Origin of the sequence: Pseudoalteromonas sp. L23 (genome assembly GCF_021728455.1) — a bacterium.
Lineage (GTDB): Bacteria > Pseudomonadota > Gammaproteobacteria > Enterobacterales > Alteromonadaceae > Pseudoalteromonas.
The window spans coordinates 36070-56352 of sequence record NZ_JAKKCW010000010.1; the positions used below are offsets into that span (position 1 = coordinate 36070).

18 protein-coding genes are annotated in these 20283 nt (G+C 43.1%); 7 read left to right on the top strand and 11 right to left on the bottom strand.

The window, feature by feature from the left end:
• Positions 1-80 precede the first annotated feature (80 nt).
• Positions 81-302 (top strand): EF-hand domain-containing protein, encoded by a 222-nt coding sequence (locus tag L3V43_RS16245; protein WP_010604272.1) that lies wholly within the window; start codon positions 81-83, stop codon positions 300-302.
• A 57-nt stretch (positions 303-359) separates the two neighbouring features.
• Entirely contained in the window at positions 360-581 is a 222-nt protein-coding gene (locus tag L3V43_RS16250) for an EF-hand domain-containing protein (protein WP_017217565.1), read from the top strand.
• 1137 nt (positions 582-1718) lie between these two features.
• Here the strand turns inward: L3V43_RS16250 and L3V43_RS16255 are convergent.
• The 4 genes from L3V43_RS16255 to L3V43_RS16270 all read right to left on the bottom strand — a co-directional run bounded on the left by L3V43_RS16255 (position 1719) and on the right by L3V43_RS16270 (position 3635).
• On the bottom strand, positions 1719-2165 hold the full coding sequence (locus tag L3V43_RS16255; RefSeq protein WP_237117010.1) for an Hsp20 family protein: 447 nt from the start codon (positions 2163-2165) through the stop codon (positions 1719-1721).
• Positions 2166-2421: 256 nt separating this feature from the next.
• Positions 2422-2634, bottom strand: a complete 213-nt coding sequence (locus L3V43_RS16260; protein WP_095728319.1) for a 4-oxalocrotonate tautomerase family protein — start codon at positions 2632-2634, stop codon at positions 2422-2424.
• Between the two features lie 10 nt (positions 2635-2644).
• Complete coding sequence (locus L3V43_RS16265) at positions 2645-3013, bottom strand: nuclear transport factor 2 family protein (protein WP_010604269.1); 369 nt, start codon at positions 3011-3013, stop codon at positions 2645-2647.
• A 7-nt stretch (positions 3014-3020) separates the two neighbouring features.
• Positions 3021-3635 carry a glutathione S-transferase family protein gene (locus tag L3V43_RS16270; protein ID WP_237117009.1) on the bottom strand — a complete coding sequence of 205 codons (615 nt, stop codon included), beginning with the start codon at positions 3633-3635 and terminating at the stop codon, positions 3021-3023.
• 124 nt (positions 3636-3759) lie between these two features.
• Between L3V43_RS16270 and L3V43_RS16275 the strand changes: the two genes are divergently transcribed.
• The 3 genes from L3V43_RS16275 (at position 3760) to L3V43_RS16285 (ending at position 5185) form a co-directional block, all read left to right on the top strand.
• On the top strand, positions 3760-4641 hold the full coding sequence (locus L3V43_RS16275; protein ID WP_237117008.1) for a LysR family transcriptional regulator: 882 nt from the start codon (positions 3760-3762) through the stop codon (positions 4639-4641).
• Between the two features lie 78 nt (positions 4642-4719).
• A complete protein-coding gene (locus L3V43_RS16280; protein ID WP_019647622.1) occupies positions 4720-4878 on the top strand; it encodes a hypothetical protein in 159 nt (52 codons plus the stop codon).
• Between the two features lie 55 nt (positions 4879-4933).
• Positions 4934-5185, top strand: a complete 252-nt coding sequence (locus L3V43_RS16285; protein WP_010604266.1) for a TIGR03643 family protein — start codon at positions 4934-4936, stop codon at positions 5183-5185.
• Positions 5186-5220: 35 nt separating this feature from the next.
• On the opposite strand, the gene L3V43_RS16290 is transcribed toward L3V43_RS16285, so the two are convergent.
• The 3 genes from L3V43_RS16290 to L3V43_RS16300 all read right to left on the bottom strand — a co-directional run bounded on the left by L3V43_RS16290 (position 5221) and on the right by L3V43_RS16300 (position 8322).
• Complete coding sequence (locus tag L3V43_RS16290; RefSeq protein WP_102058628.1) at positions 5221-5766, bottom strand: GNAT family N-acetyltransferase; 546 nt, start codon at positions 5764-5766, stop codon at positions 5221-5223.
• Between the two features lie 61 nt (positions 5767-5827).
• Positions 5828-7882, bottom strand: coding sequence for a S9 family peptidase (locus L3V43_RS16295; RefSeq protein WP_237117007.1), 2055 nt, complete (start codon positions 7880-7882; stop codon positions 5828-5830).
• A 134-nt stretch (positions 7883-8016) separates the two neighbouring features.
• Positions 8017-8322 (bottom strand): hypothetical protein, encoded by a 306-nt coding sequence (locus L3V43_RS16300; RefSeq protein ID WP_235367899.1) that lies wholly within the window; start codon positions 8320-8322, stop codon positions 8017-8019.
• A 96-nt stretch (positions 8323-8418) separates the two neighbouring features.
• Between L3V43_RS16300 and L3V43_RS16305 the strand changes: the two genes are divergently transcribed.
• Positions 8419-9324, top strand: a complete 906-nt coding sequence (locus L3V43_RS16305; protein WP_102058501.1) for a LysR family transcriptional regulator — start codon at positions 8419-8421, stop codon at positions 9322-9324.
• Here the strand turns inward: L3V43_RS16305 and L3V43_RS16310 are convergent.
• On the bottom strand, positions 9307-11907 hold the full coding sequence (locus L3V43_RS16310; protein ID WP_235367898.1) for a TonB-dependent receptor: 2601 nt from the start codon (positions 11905-11907) through the stop codon (positions 9307-9309). The two genes, L3V43_RS16305 and L3V43_RS16310, sit on opposite strands and share 18 nt — an antisense overlap.
• Positions 11908-12006: 99 nt before the next feature.
• Between L3V43_RS16310 and L3V43_RS16315 the strand changes: the two genes are divergently transcribed.
• The gene (locus tag L3V43_RS16315) at positions 12007-14112 is read left to right on the top strand and encodes a winged helix-turn-helix domain-containing protein (protein ID WP_102058503.1); all 2106 of its coding nucleotides are present in this window, start codon (positions 12007-12009) and stop codon (positions 14110-14112) included.
• A gap of 35 nt (positions 14113-14147) precedes the next feature.
• On the opposite strand, the gene L3V43_RS16320 is transcribed toward L3V43_RS16315, so the two are convergent.
• The 3 genes from L3V43_RS16320 to L3V43_RS16330 all read right to left on the bottom strand — a co-directional run bounded on the left by L3V43_RS16320 (position 14148) and on the right by L3V43_RS16330 (position 19973).
• Complete coding sequence (locus L3V43_RS16320; RefSeq protein ID WP_235367896.1) at positions 14148-15476, bottom strand: TonB family protein; 1329 nt, start codon at positions 15474-15476, stop codon at positions 14148-14150.
• A gap of 258 nt (positions 15477-15734) precedes the next feature.
• Positions 15735-18311: a TonB-dependent receptor gene (locus L3V43_RS16325; RefSeq protein ID WP_227387779.1), complete on the bottom strand. Its 2577-nt coding sequence runs from the start codon at positions 18309-18311 to the stop codon at positions 15735-15737.
• A gap of 435 nt (positions 18312-18746) precedes the next feature.
• Positions 18747-19973: a threonine/serine exporter family protein gene (locus L3V43_RS16330; RefSeq protein ID WP_017217546.1), complete on the bottom strand. Its 1227-nt coding sequence runs from the start codon at positions 19971-19973 to the stop codon at positions 18747-18749.
• Between the last annotated feature and the right edge of the window lie 310 nt (positions 19974-20283).

Consider the following 20283-nt stretch of genomic DNA (forward strand, 5'->3'; position numbering starts at 1 on the left):
AATTCGCAAACTTTAAAGGCTAAACAGTAGCCCTCCAATTTTATAAAACGAACAGTATTTAAATTTTTGAGGAATAAATGATGAAAAACGTACTAATTGCACTTTCAATCACAGGTTTATCTTTCGCGTCTGTTAATGCAATGGCGGGTGAAGACTTCGCAGCGCTAGATACAGATCAAAGCGGCACAATCAGCATGAGTGAAGCACAAGCGCATACAGCGCTTGCAGAGCAATTTAAAGCGCTAGACGCTGATGCAAATGGCGAGCTAAGCGAAACAGAATTCGCAAACTTTAAAGGCTAAACAGTAGCCCTCCAATTTTATAAAACGAACAGTATTTAAATTTTTGAGGAATAAATGATGAAAAACGTACTAATTGCACTTTCAATCACAGGTTTATCTTTCGCTTCTGTTAATGCAATGGCGGGTGAAGACTTCGCTGCGCTAGATACAGATCAAAGCGGCACAATCAGCATGAGTGAAGCACAAGCGCATACTGCACTTGCAGAGCAATTTAAAGCGCTAGACGTTGATGCAAACGGCGAGCTAAGCGAAACAGAATTTGCAAACTTTAAAGGCTAATTAGAGCTGGAGAAGCAGATTTACCTGCGCAAGGGAGTGACAGAGGAAAAGGAACTGATGTCAGGGAGCAGGGAATAGAGTTCAAAGATTATGATTATTGTTGAGTTATTTGGCATCATTACTGATTTGTTCAACTAAGCGCCTTTTTTCGGGCAAGTTTAAACAAACTGGTATAAAGGAATACTTACAGCGAGGCATCGCTATCAGAATCTTTGAGCTCCAAATTGAGAGTTTGGATGTCATTAGGGAAGTAAAGTGAAGGATCATAGTCGGTAAGAGTAAGGCGGTTATTCGCACCGCACCCAAAGCTTGGCTTAATAGCCAAGCTTTTTTTGTTTGTTTTTCAGACTCTTCTGATCTTTAAATTTAACGACATCACAGTTACATTTGGAGTTTTTTACCTATTTTTTGGCAGCTAGATGCAGGAAATGTAAGTTACTTCTATCACTAATAGCTAAGTGATTGCTTGACCTGTGATCGTCACAAATAGAAAAATATAGATCAACTTAGCGCCTTTGATAAAAAATAAGTGTGATACGGCACGGTTTTAAGTGTTGCTTGGTTAACTTAACTGCATGTAATATCACTAGTAATACTTAAAACGGGGAAACAATTTCGGCGTTTGAAACCATTGAATGCTATGTTTTGACCAAATATTAAATCTTAAGGAAAAGTATGATTTTTTTACCTTTTCATAGAGTGAAAAGTGAGTCACTTCAAACTGTTATATGGGTATCTAGGCTCTTTTATATGGCAGGAGTTTTGTCGATGCTCTTAGGAGTGTTTAAGGAATTCTATAGTGTTTATCAGTGGATAGCTTCACCTATATATAGCGAGGATCGAACTCGCTGGACATCATACCAATATAGTTTAGATTTGCTACACCCAAATTGGCACTTTATATTTTTGGGGATAATTTTAGTTTTCTCTTCTTGTATTTTAATTACGTTAGTTGTTAAAAGCGAGTTGAATCTTAACAAGTAAGCTTCAGGTTGGATTTAGCATTGCGCTGACCTCTATATCTACCTTTTTCTAGTGTTACAGTCAGCTCATACATTTTTGCAAACAAAAAAGTCGCCCGAGGGCGACTTAGAAACGTGACATCATGTAAAAACAGGGGGAAGTGACCTCAATCGATTATCTATTTTCGATGAGATTGCCTTTGCCAATTTCAATCTTTCTTGGCTTAAGTGCTTCTGGAATTTCGCGCTCAAGGTCAATGACTAACAGGCCGTTTTCAAGTCCTGCGCCAATCACTTTGACGTGATCGCCAAGTTGAAATTTACGCTCAAAGTTACGCTCTGCGATACCTTGATGGATAAATTTACGCTCAGCTTTGTCTTCTTTGTTTTGCTTTTCGCCTTTCACTGTCAGAGTATTGTTTTCTGACTCAAGGCTAAGCTCTTGCTCGGTAAATCCGGCAACAGCCATGGTAATTTGGTATTTGTCTTCACCGGTGGCTTCGATGTTATATGGCGGAAAGCTTGGTTGCTTTTCGTTGCGTGATGCTGCATCCATTAACTGTGCTAAATGGTCAAAACCGATGAATGAACGATAAAGTGGAGATAGGTCTACTGTACGCATAATTTGTATCCTCATAAAGCGATAATTAAGCTATTTATTGCTTCTATTAAAGCCAATAAATAGCATATAAAACATTTACTTAGTTTGGGTTGGGACCCTGTCGGCGTCCTCACAATACTATCTATGGACGAGGCAAATATTTTTCAAGAAACTTTTTTAAAAAAGTTTTTATTTACCTGAATTTTATAAGATTCTTTTTCAAGAAAATTGTCTTTGCAGGTAAAGAAGCACCATCTGATGCCTCTTTTTTATTGCGTTATTTAGGACTTAAGTTTTGCTGTCTCAACATAGAGACTTGATCAAACCCTATTCCCCAGTCGTCAGTTTCAACTTCTTCTATGACAACAAAAGTAACATGTGGCGCTTTATCAAGGACATCCACCATAAGCTGAGTTGCACCTTTTATTAAGGCTTGCTTCTGAGCAGGCGTAACGCCTTCCTTCGTGATTTTAATATTGATGATTGGCATTGGTTATCTCCTACAGATCATCATACATTTTGTTGACGATACGCCATTGTCCATCTTCTTTAAGTAAACCAATAAAGTCGATATAGTGATGTTCAAACAGTGGGCAATACAGCTTGACCATTGCTTGATGGTTTACAACATCCACCGACAAAATACGGTAATTAAAAGCAGCGCTTTGGCTTTCGGGCGTTTGTCGAGATGAAACCAAATCTAGCCACTGTGATTTGGTGCGCCTCATTCCAGGAGCTTTGAGCACCGCGTCAACGTGGAAAACTGCATCCAACTTTTTAATATCTCCTTGGTGTAGCCCTTCAAAATATTGTTGAATAACCGCAGTTACTTTGTCTAAATCCTGTAGTTTGAAAATAGGCTTAGTCATATTAAGCTCATGCGTCTGCACTGTGTGCTTGTTCAGCTGCTATCGAGGCGATAAAGCTGGGCCTTGCCTCAACTGCAGCTAACATTTTGCTGACTTTTTCTGGAATGATAATGTCGACTGGAAAATAGGCGCCCCAACGCGCATATACAGCCAGCATGATATCCGCAGTGGAAACCTGATCGCCGCCTAAAAATGATTGCTGCGCTAACTTTTTCTCGACTAACACCCATAATTCGTTGATGGCAACCGCTGCCGCTTCTAAAAATGGCTGGCGTGCATGCTCATCAGCGATTGCGCCTGTGGCAAAAAACAGACGATTGTAAGCCGGGTGCATAGTAGCATTGGCAAACAGAATGTTTTCTATCGCTTGTTGCTTTTGAAGAACATTAGTTTGAGGAAGAAGGTTATTTTCGTGTTTATTGAGTAGATAAAGTAGGATTGCAGCGCCTTCTACTAAGCAGTTTTCGCCATCGTTAAGAACCGGGATTTTACCTGTTGGGTTAATGGCTAAAAAGTTATCAACACCGCGTTTGTCAACCAGTTCGAAGGGTTGTTTTAATTCTCTTAATATGACTTGCGTTGCTAGCGCACAAGCACCTGGTAAGTAATATAACGTATACATAATGGTTTTCCTCATTTGCTTCTTGGCTAAAAGACAAGCTCAGTGTATAAACTAGATGTTGTTTGATATATAGCTACAATGAGAACCAAGAGTTCACATAGTGGAAACAATAATCAAGGAAAGTATGAATAAGCTACGAGCGATAGAAATGTTTGTAAAACTGGCTGAGGTACGCAGTTTTACTCGTGTTGCAGAGCAATATAATACATCCAAATCCATGATCAGTAAGGAGATCAGCCGACTAGAAGCTGAGCTTGGTGCGCGGCTTATACATCGCACCACGCGCAATTTGCAGCTCACGCATGTGGGAGAAGGCTATTTACAACGTGCTAAGGATATTCTCAATAAGTTAGAGGATGCAGACACCTTCATACAAGAGTCGCAGCAAGCACCAAAAGGTAAGCTAAAGGTGAATGTGCCAATGGTGCTTGGGATCACTGGCTTGGCAGCAATGTTCGCCGATTTTATGCAAGCGTATCCCGATGTCGATCTTGAAATACATTTAGGAGATGAGGATATCGACTTAGTAGAACAGGGATTCGATTTAGGTTTTCGGGCTTCCAGTCGTCCGTTTGACTCAAGTTATATAGGAAAAGAAATTACTCAATTTAGCTATCATGTATGCGCCTCACCACAATATTTAGCGAGTCACCCTGCAATCGAATCAGCACCAGATTTAATTCATCATAATTGTTTTGAATACAGCTATTCAAAACGCAAGAACTTATGGCCATTAGACGAAGGTGTGCGAATAAAAGGCTCCCTTAAAGTGAACAATGTCCTTTTTATGTTGCAGGCAATTAAAAGCCATTTGGGAATAGGGGTTTTACCTGAATTTGCCTGTAGAGAAGCACTTGAAAAGGGCGAGGTAGTTAGTATTTTGCAGCACGCTGACAAGCCAACGCTAGCCTTATATGCACTGTATCCCGCACGCCAATTTGTGCCAGCCGCGGTACTTCAATGTATCGAGTTTTTACAGGCTTGGTTTAAGCGTGACGGGCACTGATTGTTAAGCAAATAAGGTGGTTTACATTTCTTCATTACTTTGCCACATTAACTACTGGTTTAGATGATGGAACAATCAATGAAATGTGATAAACAAAATGCCAATCGAAAAATAGGTCTGGGGCTGGCTATCGGCGCAGGAATTGGCACAGCCGTGGGCGTTGCATCTGGGCAAATCATGTACACCTTACCTATCGGCATTGCGATGGGAATATTGATTGGACGTAAGTATTTTTAATCTAATGAGCTACTCGATACGTATCTTTGCTTTTAATTAGGGGAAGGTTAAGCAAGTGCAATTTAGTGACTCAGAAATTTCCAGGATCATTGAAATGGCGTGGGAGGATAGGACGCCATTTGAAGCTATTGAGCGACAGTTTGAGCTTAGTGAACCTGAAGTGATAAAATTGATGCGTTGTAGCCTAAAACCCAGCAGTTTTAGGCTATGGCGGCAACGAGTAAATGGCCGTAACACTAAGCATATTAAACTTAGAAGCAAAGCGGTCAATCGCGGATATTGCAAAACCCAATACAAACAAAGGTAACGCGTTATCTAAACCTTTGGGTATTAGTCTTTGCTTTATTGAAGGTCGCTTGCAAGTAAGCCGAATAGTGCAGAGTCTGAGACTTCACCAGCAATTTCCCAGCGAGCACGTAAGTGACCTTCTTTAGTAAATCCAAGTTTTGTTAGCACTTTGGCTGAGCCGATATTAGCGGGATCAATTTCAGCTTCAATACGCCTCAACTGCAGTGTTGAAAAAGCATAGTTAATGAGTGCAGAGCCCGCTTCTTGAATGACACCTTGCCCCCAGTGAGATTTGGCAATACCAAAGCCAATTTCGGCGCGACGTGACTCTTTATCCCAGCTAAAAAGTAAACATTTACCAATTAATGTTTCATCACTTTTCGAAACAATGGCCAGTGTGATCGCTTGTTGCGTAGTCAAATCTTCATGTGATTGCTTGATAAATTGCGTTGCATCGTCAAGGCATTCCCAAGGTGGCGTGTTCCAATAGCGCATGACGTCTGCGTCTGAGAATATGGCAAATAGCGCTTCGGCGTCTTGTGAGGTTAGGGATCTAAGTGTGAATCGCTCGGTGTCGAGTTGGATTGTAGTTAATAGCAATATCTTTTTCCCTGATAAAAAAGGGCGCCAATTAGCGCCCTTAAACATTAAGCTGGCTTACTTATTTATTCGCGCCTTTAACGGCTTTTAGCTTCGCCGCGTGGTCAATTTCATAATCTGGCATGTCTTTTTTGCCTTCGATTAGGTAGTTGTCCATCCAGCGCATCAAGCGCAAGCTGTAATCGTATTGAGCCGCAGCTTTGCGGTTACCGTGGCCTTCGCCTGGATAGTAAACTAGACGTACGTCTTTACCTTGCACTTTCATATAGCGATATAGCTCCATAGACTGTGCTGGGTGTACTCGCGGGTCATCTTTACCATGCATAATGAGTAATGGCGTCTTTGATTGACCAGCCCAGTAAATCGGACTGCGCTCTAGGTACCACTGCCACTTATCCCAAGGGTAAGAGCGAGCGTGCACTAAGTACATTTCGTTTGAGATATCGGTAGTACCAAACTTAGATAGTTGGTTCGTTACCCCAACAAACATCACGCTTGCTGCAAAGTGTTCGGTTAGTTTTGTAGCACCCCAAGCTGAGGCATAACCGCCGTAAGAGCCACCAGTAATACCAACACGCTTAGTGTCTACTAAACCGGTATTGACTAGGTATTCTTTCATATCTACTAAGTCGTCAAACTCTTTACCTGCGTAGTCACCTTGGCCAAGTTTTGAGTAATCAACGCCTTTACCTGTCGAACCACGGTAGTTTGGATAGAATACCGCATAGCCGCGTGCTGCGCCCATTTGACCCGGATCTGAATAGCTCGTGAGCCAGCCATTCTTATCGTGGCTTTCAGGGCCACCGTGCACCGACATGATCAGTGGATAACGTGTACCTTCTTGGTAATCAAGTGGATAAATTAATACGCCACCAATTTCAACGCCATCGCGGGCTTTGAAGTTAATAGCCTCTTGTTTTGCAAACCGTTTGTTGTCTAACCACGGGTTTGAGTTTGATAGACGAGTTGCCTTGCTTGAGCGGATCACAAACACTTCATTTGGGTGCTTAGCGGTATTTGCACGTAGGGCAATGGTTTTGTCTGAGTCAGAGATAGATAGGTTCGATGCGATAAACTTACCTTCTTTGATAAGCTTCTTGTATTTGTTTGAGCCAACTTTAATTTGGCCAACAAAACTCTCAGCGCCGACGTTTGCGACAAAAGTCAGCTGGTTTTTGCGGTTTGACCACTCAAAATCACCGATGTGACCCATAAAGTTTGGGATCCACTCTTCTACTTTGCCGCTTTGCGCATCGGCAAGGTATAAGCGACCAGTTGCCGGGTCATGCTTGTCTTCAGCGCCTAAAATCGCGATGTATTTACCATCGTGAGAAAACTCTGCGGTACCAAGTTTACCTTCTGTTTTGAACGAAGTGGTAATTTGTTGTGTTTTCGCATCAAGCACATGCCATTGTGACTTCATATACTTGTCATCAATAAGCGCTGTTGGCTGGGTTTTTACCAGTAATTTAGAGGCATCATCAGCCCAGTTGATTTCACTAACATAGCCTTCGATGTTCAGTGCCGCTGGAGTTAGCGGTTTTTCTGATGCTGCAAGATCAATGATATGAAGCTGTTTGTTTTTTAAACCCAGTTCATACACTTCAGCCATAAAACCAAGCTTTTTCAGCTCTTTTTCTGACTTATCGGCAGCTGGCATTGCAAGGATTGCAACCTGTTTGCCATCAGGGCTTAGACTATAAGCCGAGATCCCAGTTCCTTTTAGTGAAAGCACTTTCTGTGCTTCCCCACCGTTTACCGCGATGCGATAAAGGGCGCGTTGCTTGTCTTCTTTTTTCTTGGTTAGGAAATAAATGAACTGACCGTCGGCCGACCAAGAGATGCTTGAGATGCTCACTTTACCGGTGATAAATGGGCGCTCTACACCTTCGTCGTCAACCACATAAAGTTCACTGTAATTAGAACCATTTTGGTCAACGTAAAGCTCGCGCGGTACCGAGCGAGTATAAGCAACGAGTTCGCCGTCAGGACTCACCGACGTTGAGCTTACCGATTGGATCTTTGGGATGTCTTCAATAGTGATGGTATCGCTTGCGAGGCTTGCAGCACTGGTGAAGCCCATTGCTAAAGCCAAAGCAGACTTAAGTAGTTTCATTATTTATCCTAAATTTTCATTCACTTGTTGTAACTTCAAGATGAAGTTTTTAGGCATTCTACTTGTCACCAGAATAAAAACCAATGTTTGCGATTAATTGTCGGTTAAGTCTGATAAAGCAAAACCGTTATCTTTTATAGGCCAAAATTCAGCGCGCCTGAATAATCAGCCTGAAACGGCATTAGGTAATTAAGTGCATATGAAATGTTGCCTTTGTCATCCATGATGTAGATAGAAGCACCACAGTGTTTGCAAAAACCATGCTCTTGGATGGTTTGAGCTTTCGAATGCGGCACCACAAATCGTTCGAGAGATTTACAAGGGTTTTCGATCAGACCGTGAGCCTGAATAAACTGCACACCAGTGCATATTTCGTTGGCTGTTGTCGTGGTGAAAATACGATAGTGGATCTGGCCGCAGTGGCACGACGTGGTGATCATGTTGATGTCCTTTGTTTTCTTTTGAGTTAAGTTTACTTTTTATTTTTAGTTAATATATATTCATTTGGTGTAAAGACTTTTTCCTAAGAGGAAATAATGAGAAAGGAATACGATAAACTTCACTTACTTAAAATATTATGTTGTGTCGCTGAGCAACACTCCTTCAGTCGAGCTGCAGAGCAGCTCGGTACCACGACTTCAGCGGTGAGTAAATCGATAGCGCAGCTAGAGTCGTCTTATGGACAAGTACTTTTAAATAGAACAACCCGTAAACTCGCCTTGTCTGATGCCGGTAAGTTGGTTTATGAAAAAGGGAAAAAGATCCTTCGCGCGCTACGCGATTTGGAAGAGGAAGTTGAACAAGTTGGTGTGCATCAATCCGGGCATCTAAAAATAACCTTTCCAAATACGATAGGGCGTATGCTACTAAGCCAAATTTGTATCGATTTTCAAAAGCGCTATCCGCAAATAAAGTTAGAGCTGATGTTTACCGCAGCAAATCAGGATTTAATCGAAGATGAGATTGATGTCGCTTTTAGGCTCTCTGCTGCACTTAAAGACAGTCAATTTTATGTCTTGAAATTAATCAATATAAACTCAACTTTTGTTGCCACGCCCAGCTATTTAGCGGCTCACGGGAAGCCTGAGCAATTAGATGAACTGAGTAGGCACAATATGTTGTTATCTAAACTTAACCATGTTGAAGATAGTTGGCATGACGGAACTCGAAGTTATGCTTTGCAAGGTAATTTGATAGCGAACAGTCGCTTTCACATTCGAGAGGCGGTGTTGGCAGGATTGGGGATTGCCATGCTACCGTCTTATTTCTGCCAACGGGATATTGATTCGGGCGCTTTGGTTGAGCTGTTTCCCGAGCAAAATAGGCCCCAAGTTACTTTGCATGCCATATATAAAGTGAAACGAGAGCACTCTGCAAAGCTAGATTTATTCTTAGGGTTTGTACAGGCGCAATTATCATGCAAATCAGAATTGGTACCTTAGCCCCGCGTAGTAGCGCCGACCATTCACATATACCCCTGTTGGTGCGTACTCATTGCGATCATAGGTATAGATTTGTTCGTCGGTTAAATTAATAAACTCAAATTGTGCATCAAGGTTATCACTTAATTTCACCGTGAGGCTGCCGTCTAACTGACCGTAGTTATCCATCATGGTCTCGCCTACACCGGTGGCAAACTGGGTTCGATAATTATAGCTAAGCCGTGCGCTAAATTGGTGGTTCTCGTAGTAAGCGGTGAGGTTAGCGCTGTGTTTTGAGGTGCCTGGCACTTTGTTCTGTAAGCCAACGTCAGCGTTGTCACGTTCTCCATCAACATAGGTGTAATTGGCGATTAACCCAAATCCGTACGCAAGTGTCTGCTGGTAGCTTAGTTCAACGCCACGGATACTGCCGCCAGCGCCATTACTGGGCCTATCGATAGACATCAAAATACCTTCATGACGCTCAAGCTTTCGCTCAAACTCAATAAAAGACTCCACATCTTTGTTAAATAAGGCGATTGAGGCGAGTCCTGCATCGTCAAAGTACCACTCAAGGCTGGCATCAAACTGCGCCGCTCTATATGGATCTAAGCTGGCGTTACCACCTTGTCCTTGAGCTTGGGTCACGTTGTAATTAGTTGAGGGCATAAGGTGATGAAATTGCGCTCGTGACATGACGCGCGCAACGGAAAAACGGCCAACCAGACTTTCGCTTAAGTCAAACTTGATATTGGCGCTGGGTAGAATATCGATGTAATCCCGAGATTCTTCATGCCAAACATAGCTGTCGGGTGCTTCGATGGGGGAGGCGACACGTTTAAATGCGGCAGAGTCTTGAAAGGTTTTGACCACCCGTACCCCAATGTTGGCTGCATAGGATTCACCAGCGAGTTGCATTTGACCGTAAGCGGCGGCGGTTTTTTCTGTAATATGAAATCGACTGGCTTTTTCTATCTCTTGTTCAAAATTGAGCGTATCGAAGTCTTTGGCGAGCAGTGTAATATCGGCATAACTGTAGTTTTTTAAGGTGTTTGCACTACCTACGCCGCGCAAATAATCATCCACAAAAGTGCCCGGATAGGCGGCCAGTGTAGTGCCAAGCTCGCCGGCTAGACCATCAAGCCCTCCATCTTTTGAGCGATAGCGCAAAAAGTCCCGTTGATGGTCCTTGAGTTTAATGCCAAACTTAATCGCGTCGACCTGTTTAAAGTCGATATCGTACGCAAAATCGGCTTGCGCGAAGTATGATTTATCTTTGCCATCTTGGCTGTCATTTCGAGCTTCGGTGATAAACCAACTCGCCGCATCTAACGGAGAAGCCCCATAACTTGCGATGATGTTTTTTCGCATTGACGTATCAACATGAAAACGGGTGTTAGCAGAAAACTGTGACGTGACGTCTTCTTTGGTGCCACCTGAACCGTGGCTTAGACCCACTTGAAACTGGCTTGACCAATAAATGCCATCATAGACCAAGTCTAGATGAGCACTTTTAGTGCTGATCTGCGAGTCTCGCCAAATGGCTTCCATGCTGGTATTGAACGGCGCAGCTGTGGGTAAATAGTGGGCGCTCACCAAAGTACCATCTTGTACATGTAAATCGGTTACCCCGCCGCCTAGGTCAATAGACTTTGCACTTTGCCAGAGAAAGTTTTGATTGTTGTTGTCTGCGTTTAGATGAGAATAAAGTAAGTGGCTATTTAACCTAAGCCGTGGGGAAAGCTGGAATGCGGCATTGACTGTATAAGCTTGCAACTCTCTTTGCTGCTGAAAAATCGCGGAACCCCCACCTCCTGGAAACCATAACGTCTGGCTTTTGTCTTGTGGGGTCTGCTGGGTGGCATACCAAGTATCATCATCACCTTGGTATAATGTTCTATCGTGCCACCCCCACGATTCTAGGCCGTCGCGTCTGAGGCTGCGATCTCGTCGTGTTGCGGTAAAAAGCACAGCATAGTCGCCACTTTCGCTATGGTAGTTATAAATTGCAGATAATTGTGGGTCGAGTTTATCGCTCAAGTCACTGTATTGGAACTGGGCTGTAATAACGCCATAGCCTGAAGGCGTAAGCAGAGGGTCGCGGGTTTTTATATTGATTGCACCACCTAATGAACCTTCATCCTGCATAGCTTGTGGTGTTTTGAACACCTCGAGGCTAGAGACGATTTCACTGGGTAATAAGGTAAAATTAAAGCCTCGGCTTGGCTGACTTGAGATCCACCAATCAGCGGAGGCGAGATATTGACCATTCAAATAAGTTCTATTTTGCTCAGGGGTTGTGCCTCGCACGCCGATCCGTTCACCTTCACCTTGTGCTCGAGAGAGTGAGATACCGGTGATCCGTTGTAGCGCCTCTGCGACGTTTTTATCTGGAAACTTACCTATGTCTTCAGCACTGATCGTATCTGAAACTTGTTGATTGTGACGTTTATTACTGAGAGACTTGACAACGCTGTCATGGAAGGCACGGATTTCGATGCGTTCTATGGTATTTTCAGCTGTCTGATTTTGCTCAACGGCATAACTTGCAGCTGTGATAAAGAATGCGCTACAAGAAACTGTTCGGATGAGAAATTCTGACATTGTGCTCAACTTATAATACGAGTAAGTTACCTTTAGTTGATACTCATAATACGCTTTTATTACGAGCCTAACCATAGTTTTACAAATTTTTAGTAGTTGATGGTTGAAAACCTAGAAAAACGTTTTTTAATCAATGAGATACTTGTCGACCTGAGCAATTTATCTGTGTGTGTTGACGGTTCTTGGAGAAGCATCGAAGCGAAGCATGCAGCATTATTGCGTCTATTGATTGCTAACAAGGGAGAGGTTGTTACTAGAGATGCGATCTTAGATATCGTATGGCCCGGTACTATCGTCAGTGATAATTCCGTTAGTCAACTGGTGGTACAACTACGTAAGCTGCTTGGTGATAGTTCAAACGAGCCAAAAATAATTAAAACGGTACCGCGCCTAGGTTATCAATGTATTGCACAAATCAAAAAAGCCCCGACGCTACTTGAGCAAGTAGAGGAGCTGTCTCGTGGGCGTGGTGCGCAATTTGCGCTGCTCGGGTTTTTTATGGGTCTTGTGGTATCTTTGCTTGGCGTTTTTATTACCAAGCAGTGGCAAAGTGACTTGCAACAGCAGCCCGTCACAGCAACTCGGATCACGTCCTCACCGGGTGCTGAAGTCTTTGTGCGCTTTTCTCCAAATGGTAACTATTTAGCTTACAGCTATTTAGCTGAGGGAGCCGATCAATTTGATTTGGCGGTCTATGATCTTGAGACCAAAACAACCCATACGATAAAAAGCAGCGGTTATAGTGAAGAGTCGGCAAGTTGGTCTTTAGATGGTAACTGGCTGATTTATTCGCGCTCGGATCCGGTTTCCTGTGAAGTACGGGCGTTACACGTTAAAGGTCCAATAGAAATGTGGCGACTAGCGCGCGATAGCGTGCTTGGCAGCTGTAATAGTGCACAAGACTCAGCGCCTTGGCTAGAATATCGAGCGGGCCATTTTATCACTAAGTCTTGGGATAAAGCTGGGACCTATTTGCAATCTGTAGCGGTCACTTTTGCGGATAATCAACCTAAAGTGCTCAACACCACGGCGTTGCCTATTCGCGATGTAACACATTATCAAGTTAACCAACAAACGCTGTTGTATCAGGTAAAAGAGCAGGGCGTTTATCGGCTTAATCTGGGGCAACTTGGGGACCTTGAAAGCCAAACCACCACACTCTCCAAGCAGTCTTTTTCGGCATTGAGTCATGGTTATGAGGACGATACGGTTATTATCGCCAAACAAAACTTGAGTGTACTTAAAGGTCGTGAGCAACAGTTATTATACTCCGGATTTGGTGCGATATCTGAGATTGATGTCAATGCGAACTTGCGTGCTTCGGCGCACACTGAGGGCGTGGCTGAAATTAACTTTTATCAGCTTGCTGTAGACGTACAAAGCGAAGCACAGCAAAAGCAGTTGACGTCGCCCGCTCGAATGGACCTACTTGCCGCATTGTCTGATGATGGCGCACATTTTGTGTATGCCTCGGTGACAACCAAAAATAATGATGCGCCACAATTTGAGCTGTGGCATAAACATGCTTTTCGGCCAACGTCGAGTTTGCTTGGTACGATGCCGCTGGGAGAAGTGCCTATTTTGCTATTGCTGTCGCCTAATAACGAATATCTCGCCGTATTATCAAAGTCGCACAAAGTGTATTTAATAAGCTCTTTTACTAAAGAGGTGAAAAAAGTAGTTGATAACTTTGCCGAAATTGCCGACTTGCATTGGTCACAGGATGGTAGAAACCTGTATTATCGAGCGAAGCTCTCGGCGGAAGCAAAATGGCAGGCATGGCAATTTACCGTATCTCAAGGGCGCAGTGAGCAACAACCTCTGGTAACGCACTCACCTGATTTACCGCTTACTCAAAAGAACCCTAGCTTTGTGGGGTATAAAGAACAAGTTAGGGAATACCTAATTACTGCGCTCACTGAGACATTTGATGTAGAGCAGTTACGTGGGTCTTTATCTCTTTATCAGCCTGCAGTATATCGAGATGGGGTTTACTTTGTACTGAAAAGAGGCCACCAATTGGTGCTTTATCGTTATTTAAGTAGTGAAAACAAGGTCGAAGAAATTCAACCAATTGGGTTGCACCTTTACGCGGGGTTTACCGAGTTACAGGTATTATCAAGCTTTGATGGCAGTCAGGTAGTATTCAATCGGATCAACAACTATGAAAGTGACATAGTATTACTGGAGTACGGTGACCGATGAAGACATCAATGTTACGAAGCCCAGGTTGGGTACAGTTAGTTAGCTAGCTTTTGCTGGAATAAGCGTATTGCTTTACTACTCCAATTGCGCTGTGATGCCGACTTCAATGCTTGTGAGGCAAGCTTCTTGGCCTCTGCCTGATTATCTGTAAGCTTGGCAGACAGTAGCAGCAGTTCAGGGTGTTCGGGATCGATGGTGAGACCATGACGCAGCCAAGCCTTTGCCTGAGTTTTGTCGTTGAGACGAGTTAAATAAGTGTTTGCTAATAGAAGTGTGGAGCGCAAATGGCCGTTGTTCGAAGCTTCGGTAAGTACTTGTAACGCACGTGGAGTATCTTGCAGCTCTGTGTTTGTAAGTAGTGATCGTGCTAAGCGATATTTTGCGATATCCATGGTTTGTGCTGCGTGTTCAAGCCAAAGTACACTAAGTCGATGCTCTCCCACATTGATAAGTTGAGTTGCTAAGCGATATTGTGCCAAGTCCAAGCCATTTTTGGCTGCAGCTAAATATAATTCATTTTCTGGTTCTTCAGCGCGCCAGTGATAGCGCAGCAGCTGATACGCGTTGTAATCTTTCATACTCAACCAGTTAGCAATATAGTATTGTACTTGCGCCACACCACGTTCTGCAGCGTCGATATTCTGCTTTAGCTGTTTTTCGTAGGCCTTCTTTTGAATGGCTAAGGTTTCGCGATATTGCTCGCCTTTATATGTCGCAAAATGGTAAATCAGCGTGTGTGCTTGCTTTGGTCCACTATATCGCCACTTCTCTACAGCATTTAACAGGCTAGCGGTGAATATATGCTTGGGGTAGCTATCTACGACCTCAATATTGGTTGCCTTACCGCTTTGGTCGATATCAAACTCTAACCAAACCCAGCCCTCAACCCCTTGTCGTACGGCCTCATCAGGATAGTCAGGTAATACATCGTGAGTTTTACTCGGCGTAGAAACGATATTGGGTTGTTTGAGCCGGGCAAGTGTTGAATCAAGTAAGTAGGTGTCTGCCAAACGATTTTTTTGAAGTGTTACGAAATCTTTTAGGCCACTTTGGTCGTCGGACTGCTGCAAAACGAGTTGCGCAGTTTGAAAGGCTTCAGCAATACCGAACTCTTTAGCCAATGAAAACCAAGCAAAGGCATTTGCGGCACTTTGTTCGGTTCCTTGACCGTACAAATACATCACCCCAAGATTATACATGGCGTCTGCATTACCTAACTGAGCTAGGCGATTGAATTCAGAAAATGCAAGAGTGAATTCTTCATTCTGATAGGCGAGGGTAGCATCATAAAGATCGGCTTTTGTCTGCCAACTTATACTCAGAAAAAATGAAAAAATAAGCCCAGAAATGAGATTGTTGCGCATTTTATTGATTACTCATCCTCGGACTGCTCTTTGGGGTTGCTGTGGCCATTTTTAATAGGCTATATAACCACAATATAAGGGAAATTTAAATAATAAAAGCTGATAGCAAACGCTATCAGCTTTTTGGAACTCCGGGCAGGGAGTTTACTAAGTCGAACCTGTGTTAGCTTGGAAGCGACTTAATTCGAGTCATGAAACTATTTCTTTACGACTAATAAGACCAGATTTAGCGGTAAAAGTTTCATTCGCTATTCGGTGTTAGAAGTTAAATCTAACCCCCGCGCTAAAACGCCTTCCATCGGCATAGACACCCGTTAGTGCTTGCTCAACTCCCTTTTCCTGATAGCTAAATGTATGTTCATCCGTCAAGTTGATGGCCTCAAGAATAAATGCCACATTCTCATTGTAGTTATAGGTAAGGTTGGCATCTACTTGACCATAATCGTCAATGTATCCTGGCCAGTCGCGACCTGTATCATACCCTGTTCTGAAGTTGTATGAGATACGGGCACTAATGAATTCGTTTTCATAATAAGAACTCAAGTTAACAGTATGCTCAGAGTTGCCTGGGATAGTGATATCGTTACCTTCATCATCTTTGGCTTCACCATCTACATAGGTATAGTTAGCTGCAACGCCAAAACCTTCGTATAGCTCTTGTTGATAACCCACTTCTAGGCCTTGAATGCGGCCTGCTTTCCCATTAACAGGGCGGCTGATCAGCACTTCTTTACCTTCGTGAGTTTCAAGTGCTGGTTGGCTCTCGATAAACGACTGAATATCTTTGTAGAAAAATACCGCAGAAAAAAGACCTGCATCGCTAAAGTACCACTCGATACCGGTATCAAACTGCGTCGCTCTATATGGGTCGATGTCAGGATTACCGCCAGTGCCGGTTTGTGTTTCTAGGTTGTATGAGGTTGATGCTGTCATATCGGCGTAATCTGGGCGAGACATAACTCGTGCCGCAGAAAAACGCATTAATAAATCGTCATCTAAGTCAATTGCCAAGTTAATGCTTGGAAGAATGTCGAAGTAGTCCTTTTCTTCCGTTGTCCATACCTCTGCACCCGACTCACCTGCAAACGCGGATGAGGTTTGTTTGGTATTTACAAGCCTTACGCCTAAATTACCGCGTAGACCATCTGCATCCAGATTCGCTTTAATGTAGCCTGCGGTAATTTTTTCATTGATATCGAAAGTACTGGCCTTCAATACTCGGTAATTCCAACCCAGCGCATCACCTTCTTGGCGTATTTTATCTGAATCAGTGATTGCATAGCTGCGCGTTGTGCCTGCTGAGCCTATGCCTGAAAGGTAATCAGAAGGCATGGCTTTAGAGTAATCAGCTAGACTCCAGTTTAAGTCGGTACGATTATCCGTTGTGTGTTTGGTATTAAAACGACTGTGATCACGATATTTAAAGCCTACTTTGATCTGGTTAAAGATAGCGACATCAATTGGGCGTTTAAAATCGGCTTGAAAATAAGTTTCATCATCTTTCGCATCATTGCTGTCATAACGTAAAAAGCCTAAATTCCATTTATCACCATCGTTTGGATCGGCAGCATAACTGGTCTTTACGTCTTCCTCTTGTGACGCATCAAAGCTGTGAACATAGTTGCCTTCCCAACCAACGGAGCGATCCGCTTGTGAACCACCCGAACCTTCTGTGTAACCTAAGTGATATGAAGATTCCCAAAGTTGCCCTTGATGTTCAACTTTTAAGTCGTACGATTTGGTTTTGAGCTCAGAGTTACGTACTTTGGTCTCATCCAGAATGTTATTACCATCTGGTGATAAGCCAAGCGTCCCGCCGACGGCCATCTTTCCAACTACGGGGTGGTCGATAACGGTAATGTCAGTATATTGTGAGCCGCCGTAACCGGGTAACCACAGGAAGTTTTGGTTTTCATTGTCGGCTTCAAGTGTAGAGTCTAACGCATTGAATATAATGTCCATATTTTCATTTGGACGATATTGCAAGGCGAGGTTTATACCCGTGCGCACGCGCTGCTGTGAGAACATTGCTGAGCCGCCACCGCCAGGGCTGTAGACATTGTCGACGACGGTACCGTCTTCAAGTGTGATATCACGATAGGTCCAAGACCACGCTTCAATACCATCACGACGTAAGTTGCGCTCTTGGCGCACGACAGAAATTAAGGCGCCAAAAGATTCATCATCGGTCTTAAAGTTGTACATAGCGGAAAGTTGCGGGTCGGTTTCACCTGACACTTCGCTGTGCTGTGCGATAATTGAACCTGCAATTTTATTTGCTTCTAAATCAAGCGGCTTACGTGTTCTAACAATCACGGTTCCACCAATAGAGCCTTCGTCAATATCGGCTTCTGGTGATTTGTAAACTTCAAGCCCAGAAATGATTTCAGAGGGTAACATTGTGTAGTTAAATCCACGGCTCGCCGCTGAGTTAGTCCACCAGTCCGCTGAGCCAACGGCTTGACCATTTAATAAGGTCCGGTTTTGGCTTTCACCTGTGCCTCGAATGCTAACGCGTTCACCTTCACCAAAACTACGCGTGATTGAAACTCCGGTAATTCGTTGTAGCGATTCGGCAACGTTTTGATCTGGAAATTTGCCAATGTCCTCGGCGGTTACTGCATCAACAATGGCGTCAGAGTATCTTTTTGTATTGAGTGATTGAACAACGCTGCCACGGATCCCTCTGACTTGAATAACTTCAACTTCACCATTTTTAGCTGCTTCTTGATTGTTGTTTTCTTCAGCGAGAGCTAGACCCGGTGCAAAAAGTACCGAGCCGAGCAAAGATTGGCTGATTAATACAGCCAGTTTTTTCTTGTTATTGCGAAACATAAATTCCCCTTGAGTACATATACCAATTAGCCTTAATACTTGCTCAGTTTGAAGGAGTAAATCTGACGCTAACTGCGTTAAAAATTTCTTATTTAGAGCAACTAAATAGCAAAATTTTTGCCTTGTTATCGACAAGGTTTTCTCGCCTCAAAATAGACCACTTAATTAAGATAATTGGTATTACTTGTGATTGACCACGAGAAAGATTAAACACCAGCGGGGTTTGTTAAATCTTGAATTGAAATGAATAGTTATGAATTTGGTGGTTTTTTGCTTTGATTTTTCTTATTTTATTGAAATATATGGTTATAAAATAATTTTTTCTGGATTTTGTGCTGTTTAAGTTAAGTTTACTAGAGTGATTTCGCTTTGTTTTTTGTTAACATTCATAACTACAAAGAACTGGAAAGTCGCCTTTCCAGTTCTTTTTGCGCGTTATAAGCTCTTTTTAGGTGGCAGTACAACGTTTGAGAAGATAAGGCCAGCGATAAGAGACATAAATATTAAAAAGGTTTGTTGGCCAATATGGTCCGCATGAACAAAGCTTTGGCCTTCAATTAAAGAATTAAGTCCAATATAGGTTTTAGAACCAGGGACCAACACAATCAAACCTTGCATTGCAACAATGGACGCAGGGGCATTTACCACACGGTTAAAGATATTACTAAAGACACCCACTGCAAATGCACCTACAAAAGTACCAAGTGCATAATCAAAGTAAACCGCAGAGCTGATACTGGCTGCGTAGGCGATAAAGCCTGATGCGAGTGACCAACTTGCATGGCGTAACTTTGTTCTAAAGATAATAACTAGGCTGCTACAAAGTAATAGCACTGCAAGCCAAGCCGTCCAACGTGGTAATGGTGATGGTTGTATAAAATCAACTTGTCCAAAAAACGCAAACCCTAAACTGATCCCCAAAAATGCACCGAAGTAGAGCTTAAAGAGCAACATAATAGAGTCCATGACTCTAGCGGTGCCTGACACTAGATGACGAGCCGATAATTCCGCAAACCCAAGCGCCAGCGCCAAGCCAGGTATAAACACGATAATGGCCGAAAGTACCACCAAACGGATGTTGACCTGCGGGTCAATGTACACAGACACAGCGCAGGCAGCAACCGCTGATACGATGGCGACCAAAGGCTCGAGCATATGTGTTACGCGTTTGGAAATACTTGCCCAAAGCACGAATATGTATACCACAAGCGATATTAGCGCCGACCACCAAACGTCATTCCAGCTAGTTCCCATCAGCATCGCAAATGCGCCACTTGAGGTTGCAAATGCAAGACCCGTCATTAACTTATTATAAGGGGGCTTAGCGTGCAAAATGGCTTCAAGGCATTGTTCAGCTTCTTGGATTGAAAGCTCACCAGATAACACGCGTGTTGCGACGTCATCCGTATCTGCCAATGAACCTAAATCATGATCGCCGGGATCAACTCGCGCCACATGGGTATATTCTTCTTCATGACCTTCGGTCCAAATTACAAAAGTGACAGATGTCGGAGACATGACAAAGGAAGACTTTAGCCCTAGGTGAGTGGCTATTTCCATTAAATGTGCTTCGAGTCGATAGGCAGGGGTACCGTATTTGTGAAGCATTTTGCCTAACTTCACAATAAAGCGGCGTTTCTCTGTAAAGGTTGCGTTATTCAACGAAAGAGAACCTTAAATATGTAATGCCAATTCTACTGAATGAAGCGAATTGGCGAAAATGTTAAAAAAGTATGGTGTTTGAAATTAAAAAAATCAAACTGAGCTCATCATGGGTACGCGCTGCTAGTAAGGTACATATCATTGCTTTTACTAGATTTTAGTTATGTTTTTGCACACGAATTTGATATTCGCAACAGACTATTTGCATAGGTAAATTTGGCGGCCAAGATTGCTGCGAATTCTATCCAGATTCTCAGTAATGTCTATAGTTTTGGCCGCAAATATTTGCATTTTTTATAAACAGGTATCA

Excerpts from the sequence above, each read along its gene's own strand:
- L3V43_RS16245 (WP_010604272.1), top strand. The coding sequence starts at position 81 with ATGAAAAACGTACTAATTGCACTTTCAATCACAGGTTTATCTTTCGCG.
- L3V43_RS16250 (WP_017217565.1), top strand. The coding sequence starts at position 360 with ATGAAAAACGTACTAATTGCACTTTCAATCACAGGTTTATCTTTCGCT.
- L3V43_RS16255 (WP_237117010.1), bottom strand. The coding sequence starts at position 2,165 with ATGCGTACAGTAGACCTATCTCCACTTTATCGTTCATTCATCGGTTTT.
- L3V43_RS16260 (WP_095728319.1), bottom strand. The coding sequence starts at position 2,634 with ATGCCAATCATCAATATTAAAATCACGAAGGAAGGCGTTACGCCTGCT.
- L3V43_RS16265 (WP_010604269.1), bottom strand. The coding sequence starts at position 3,013 with ATGACTAAGCCTATTTTCAAACTACAGGATTTAGACAAAGTAACTGCG.
- L3V43_RS16270 (WP_237117009.1), bottom strand. The coding sequence starts at position 3,635 with ATGTATACGTTATATTACTTACCAGGTGCTTGTGCGCTAGCAACGCAA.
- L3V43_RS16275 (WP_237117008.1), top strand. The coding sequence starts at position 3,760 with ATGAATAAGCTACGAGCGATAGAAATGTTTGTAAAACTGGCTGAGGTA.
- L3V43_RS16280 (WP_019647622.1), top strand. The coding sequence starts at position 4,720 with ATGAAATGTGATAAACAAAATGCCAATCGAAAAATAGGTCTGGGGCTG.
- L3V43_RS16295 (WP_237117007.1), bottom strand. The coding sequence starts at position 7,882 with ATGAAACTACTTAAGTCTGCTTTGGCTTTAGCAATGGGCTTCACCAGT.
- L3V43_RS16300 (WP_235367899.1), bottom strand. The coding sequence starts at position 8,322 with ATGATCACCACGTCGTGCCACTGCGGCCAGATCCACTATCGTATTTTC.
- L3V43_RS16305 (WP_102058501.1), top strand. The coding sequence starts at position 8,419 with ATGAGAAAGGAATACGATAAACTTCACTTACTTAAAATATTATGTTGT.
- L3V43_RS16310 (WP_235367898.1), bottom strand. The coding sequence starts at position 11,907 with ATGTCAGAATTTCTCATCCGAACAGTTTCTTGTAGCGCATTCTTTATC.
- L3V43_RS16315 (WP_102058503.1), top strand. The coding sequence starts at position 12,007 with ATGGTTGAAAACCTAGAAAAACGTTTTTTAATCAATGAGATACTTGTC.
- L3V43_RS16320 (WP_235367896.1), bottom strand. The coding sequence starts at position 15,476 with ATGCGCAACAATCTCATTTCTGGGCTTATTTTTTCATTTTTTCTGAGT.
- L3V43_RS16325 (WP_227387779.1), bottom strand. The coding sequence starts at position 18,311 with ATGTTTCGCAATAACAAGAAAAAACTGGCTGTATTAATCAGCCAATCT.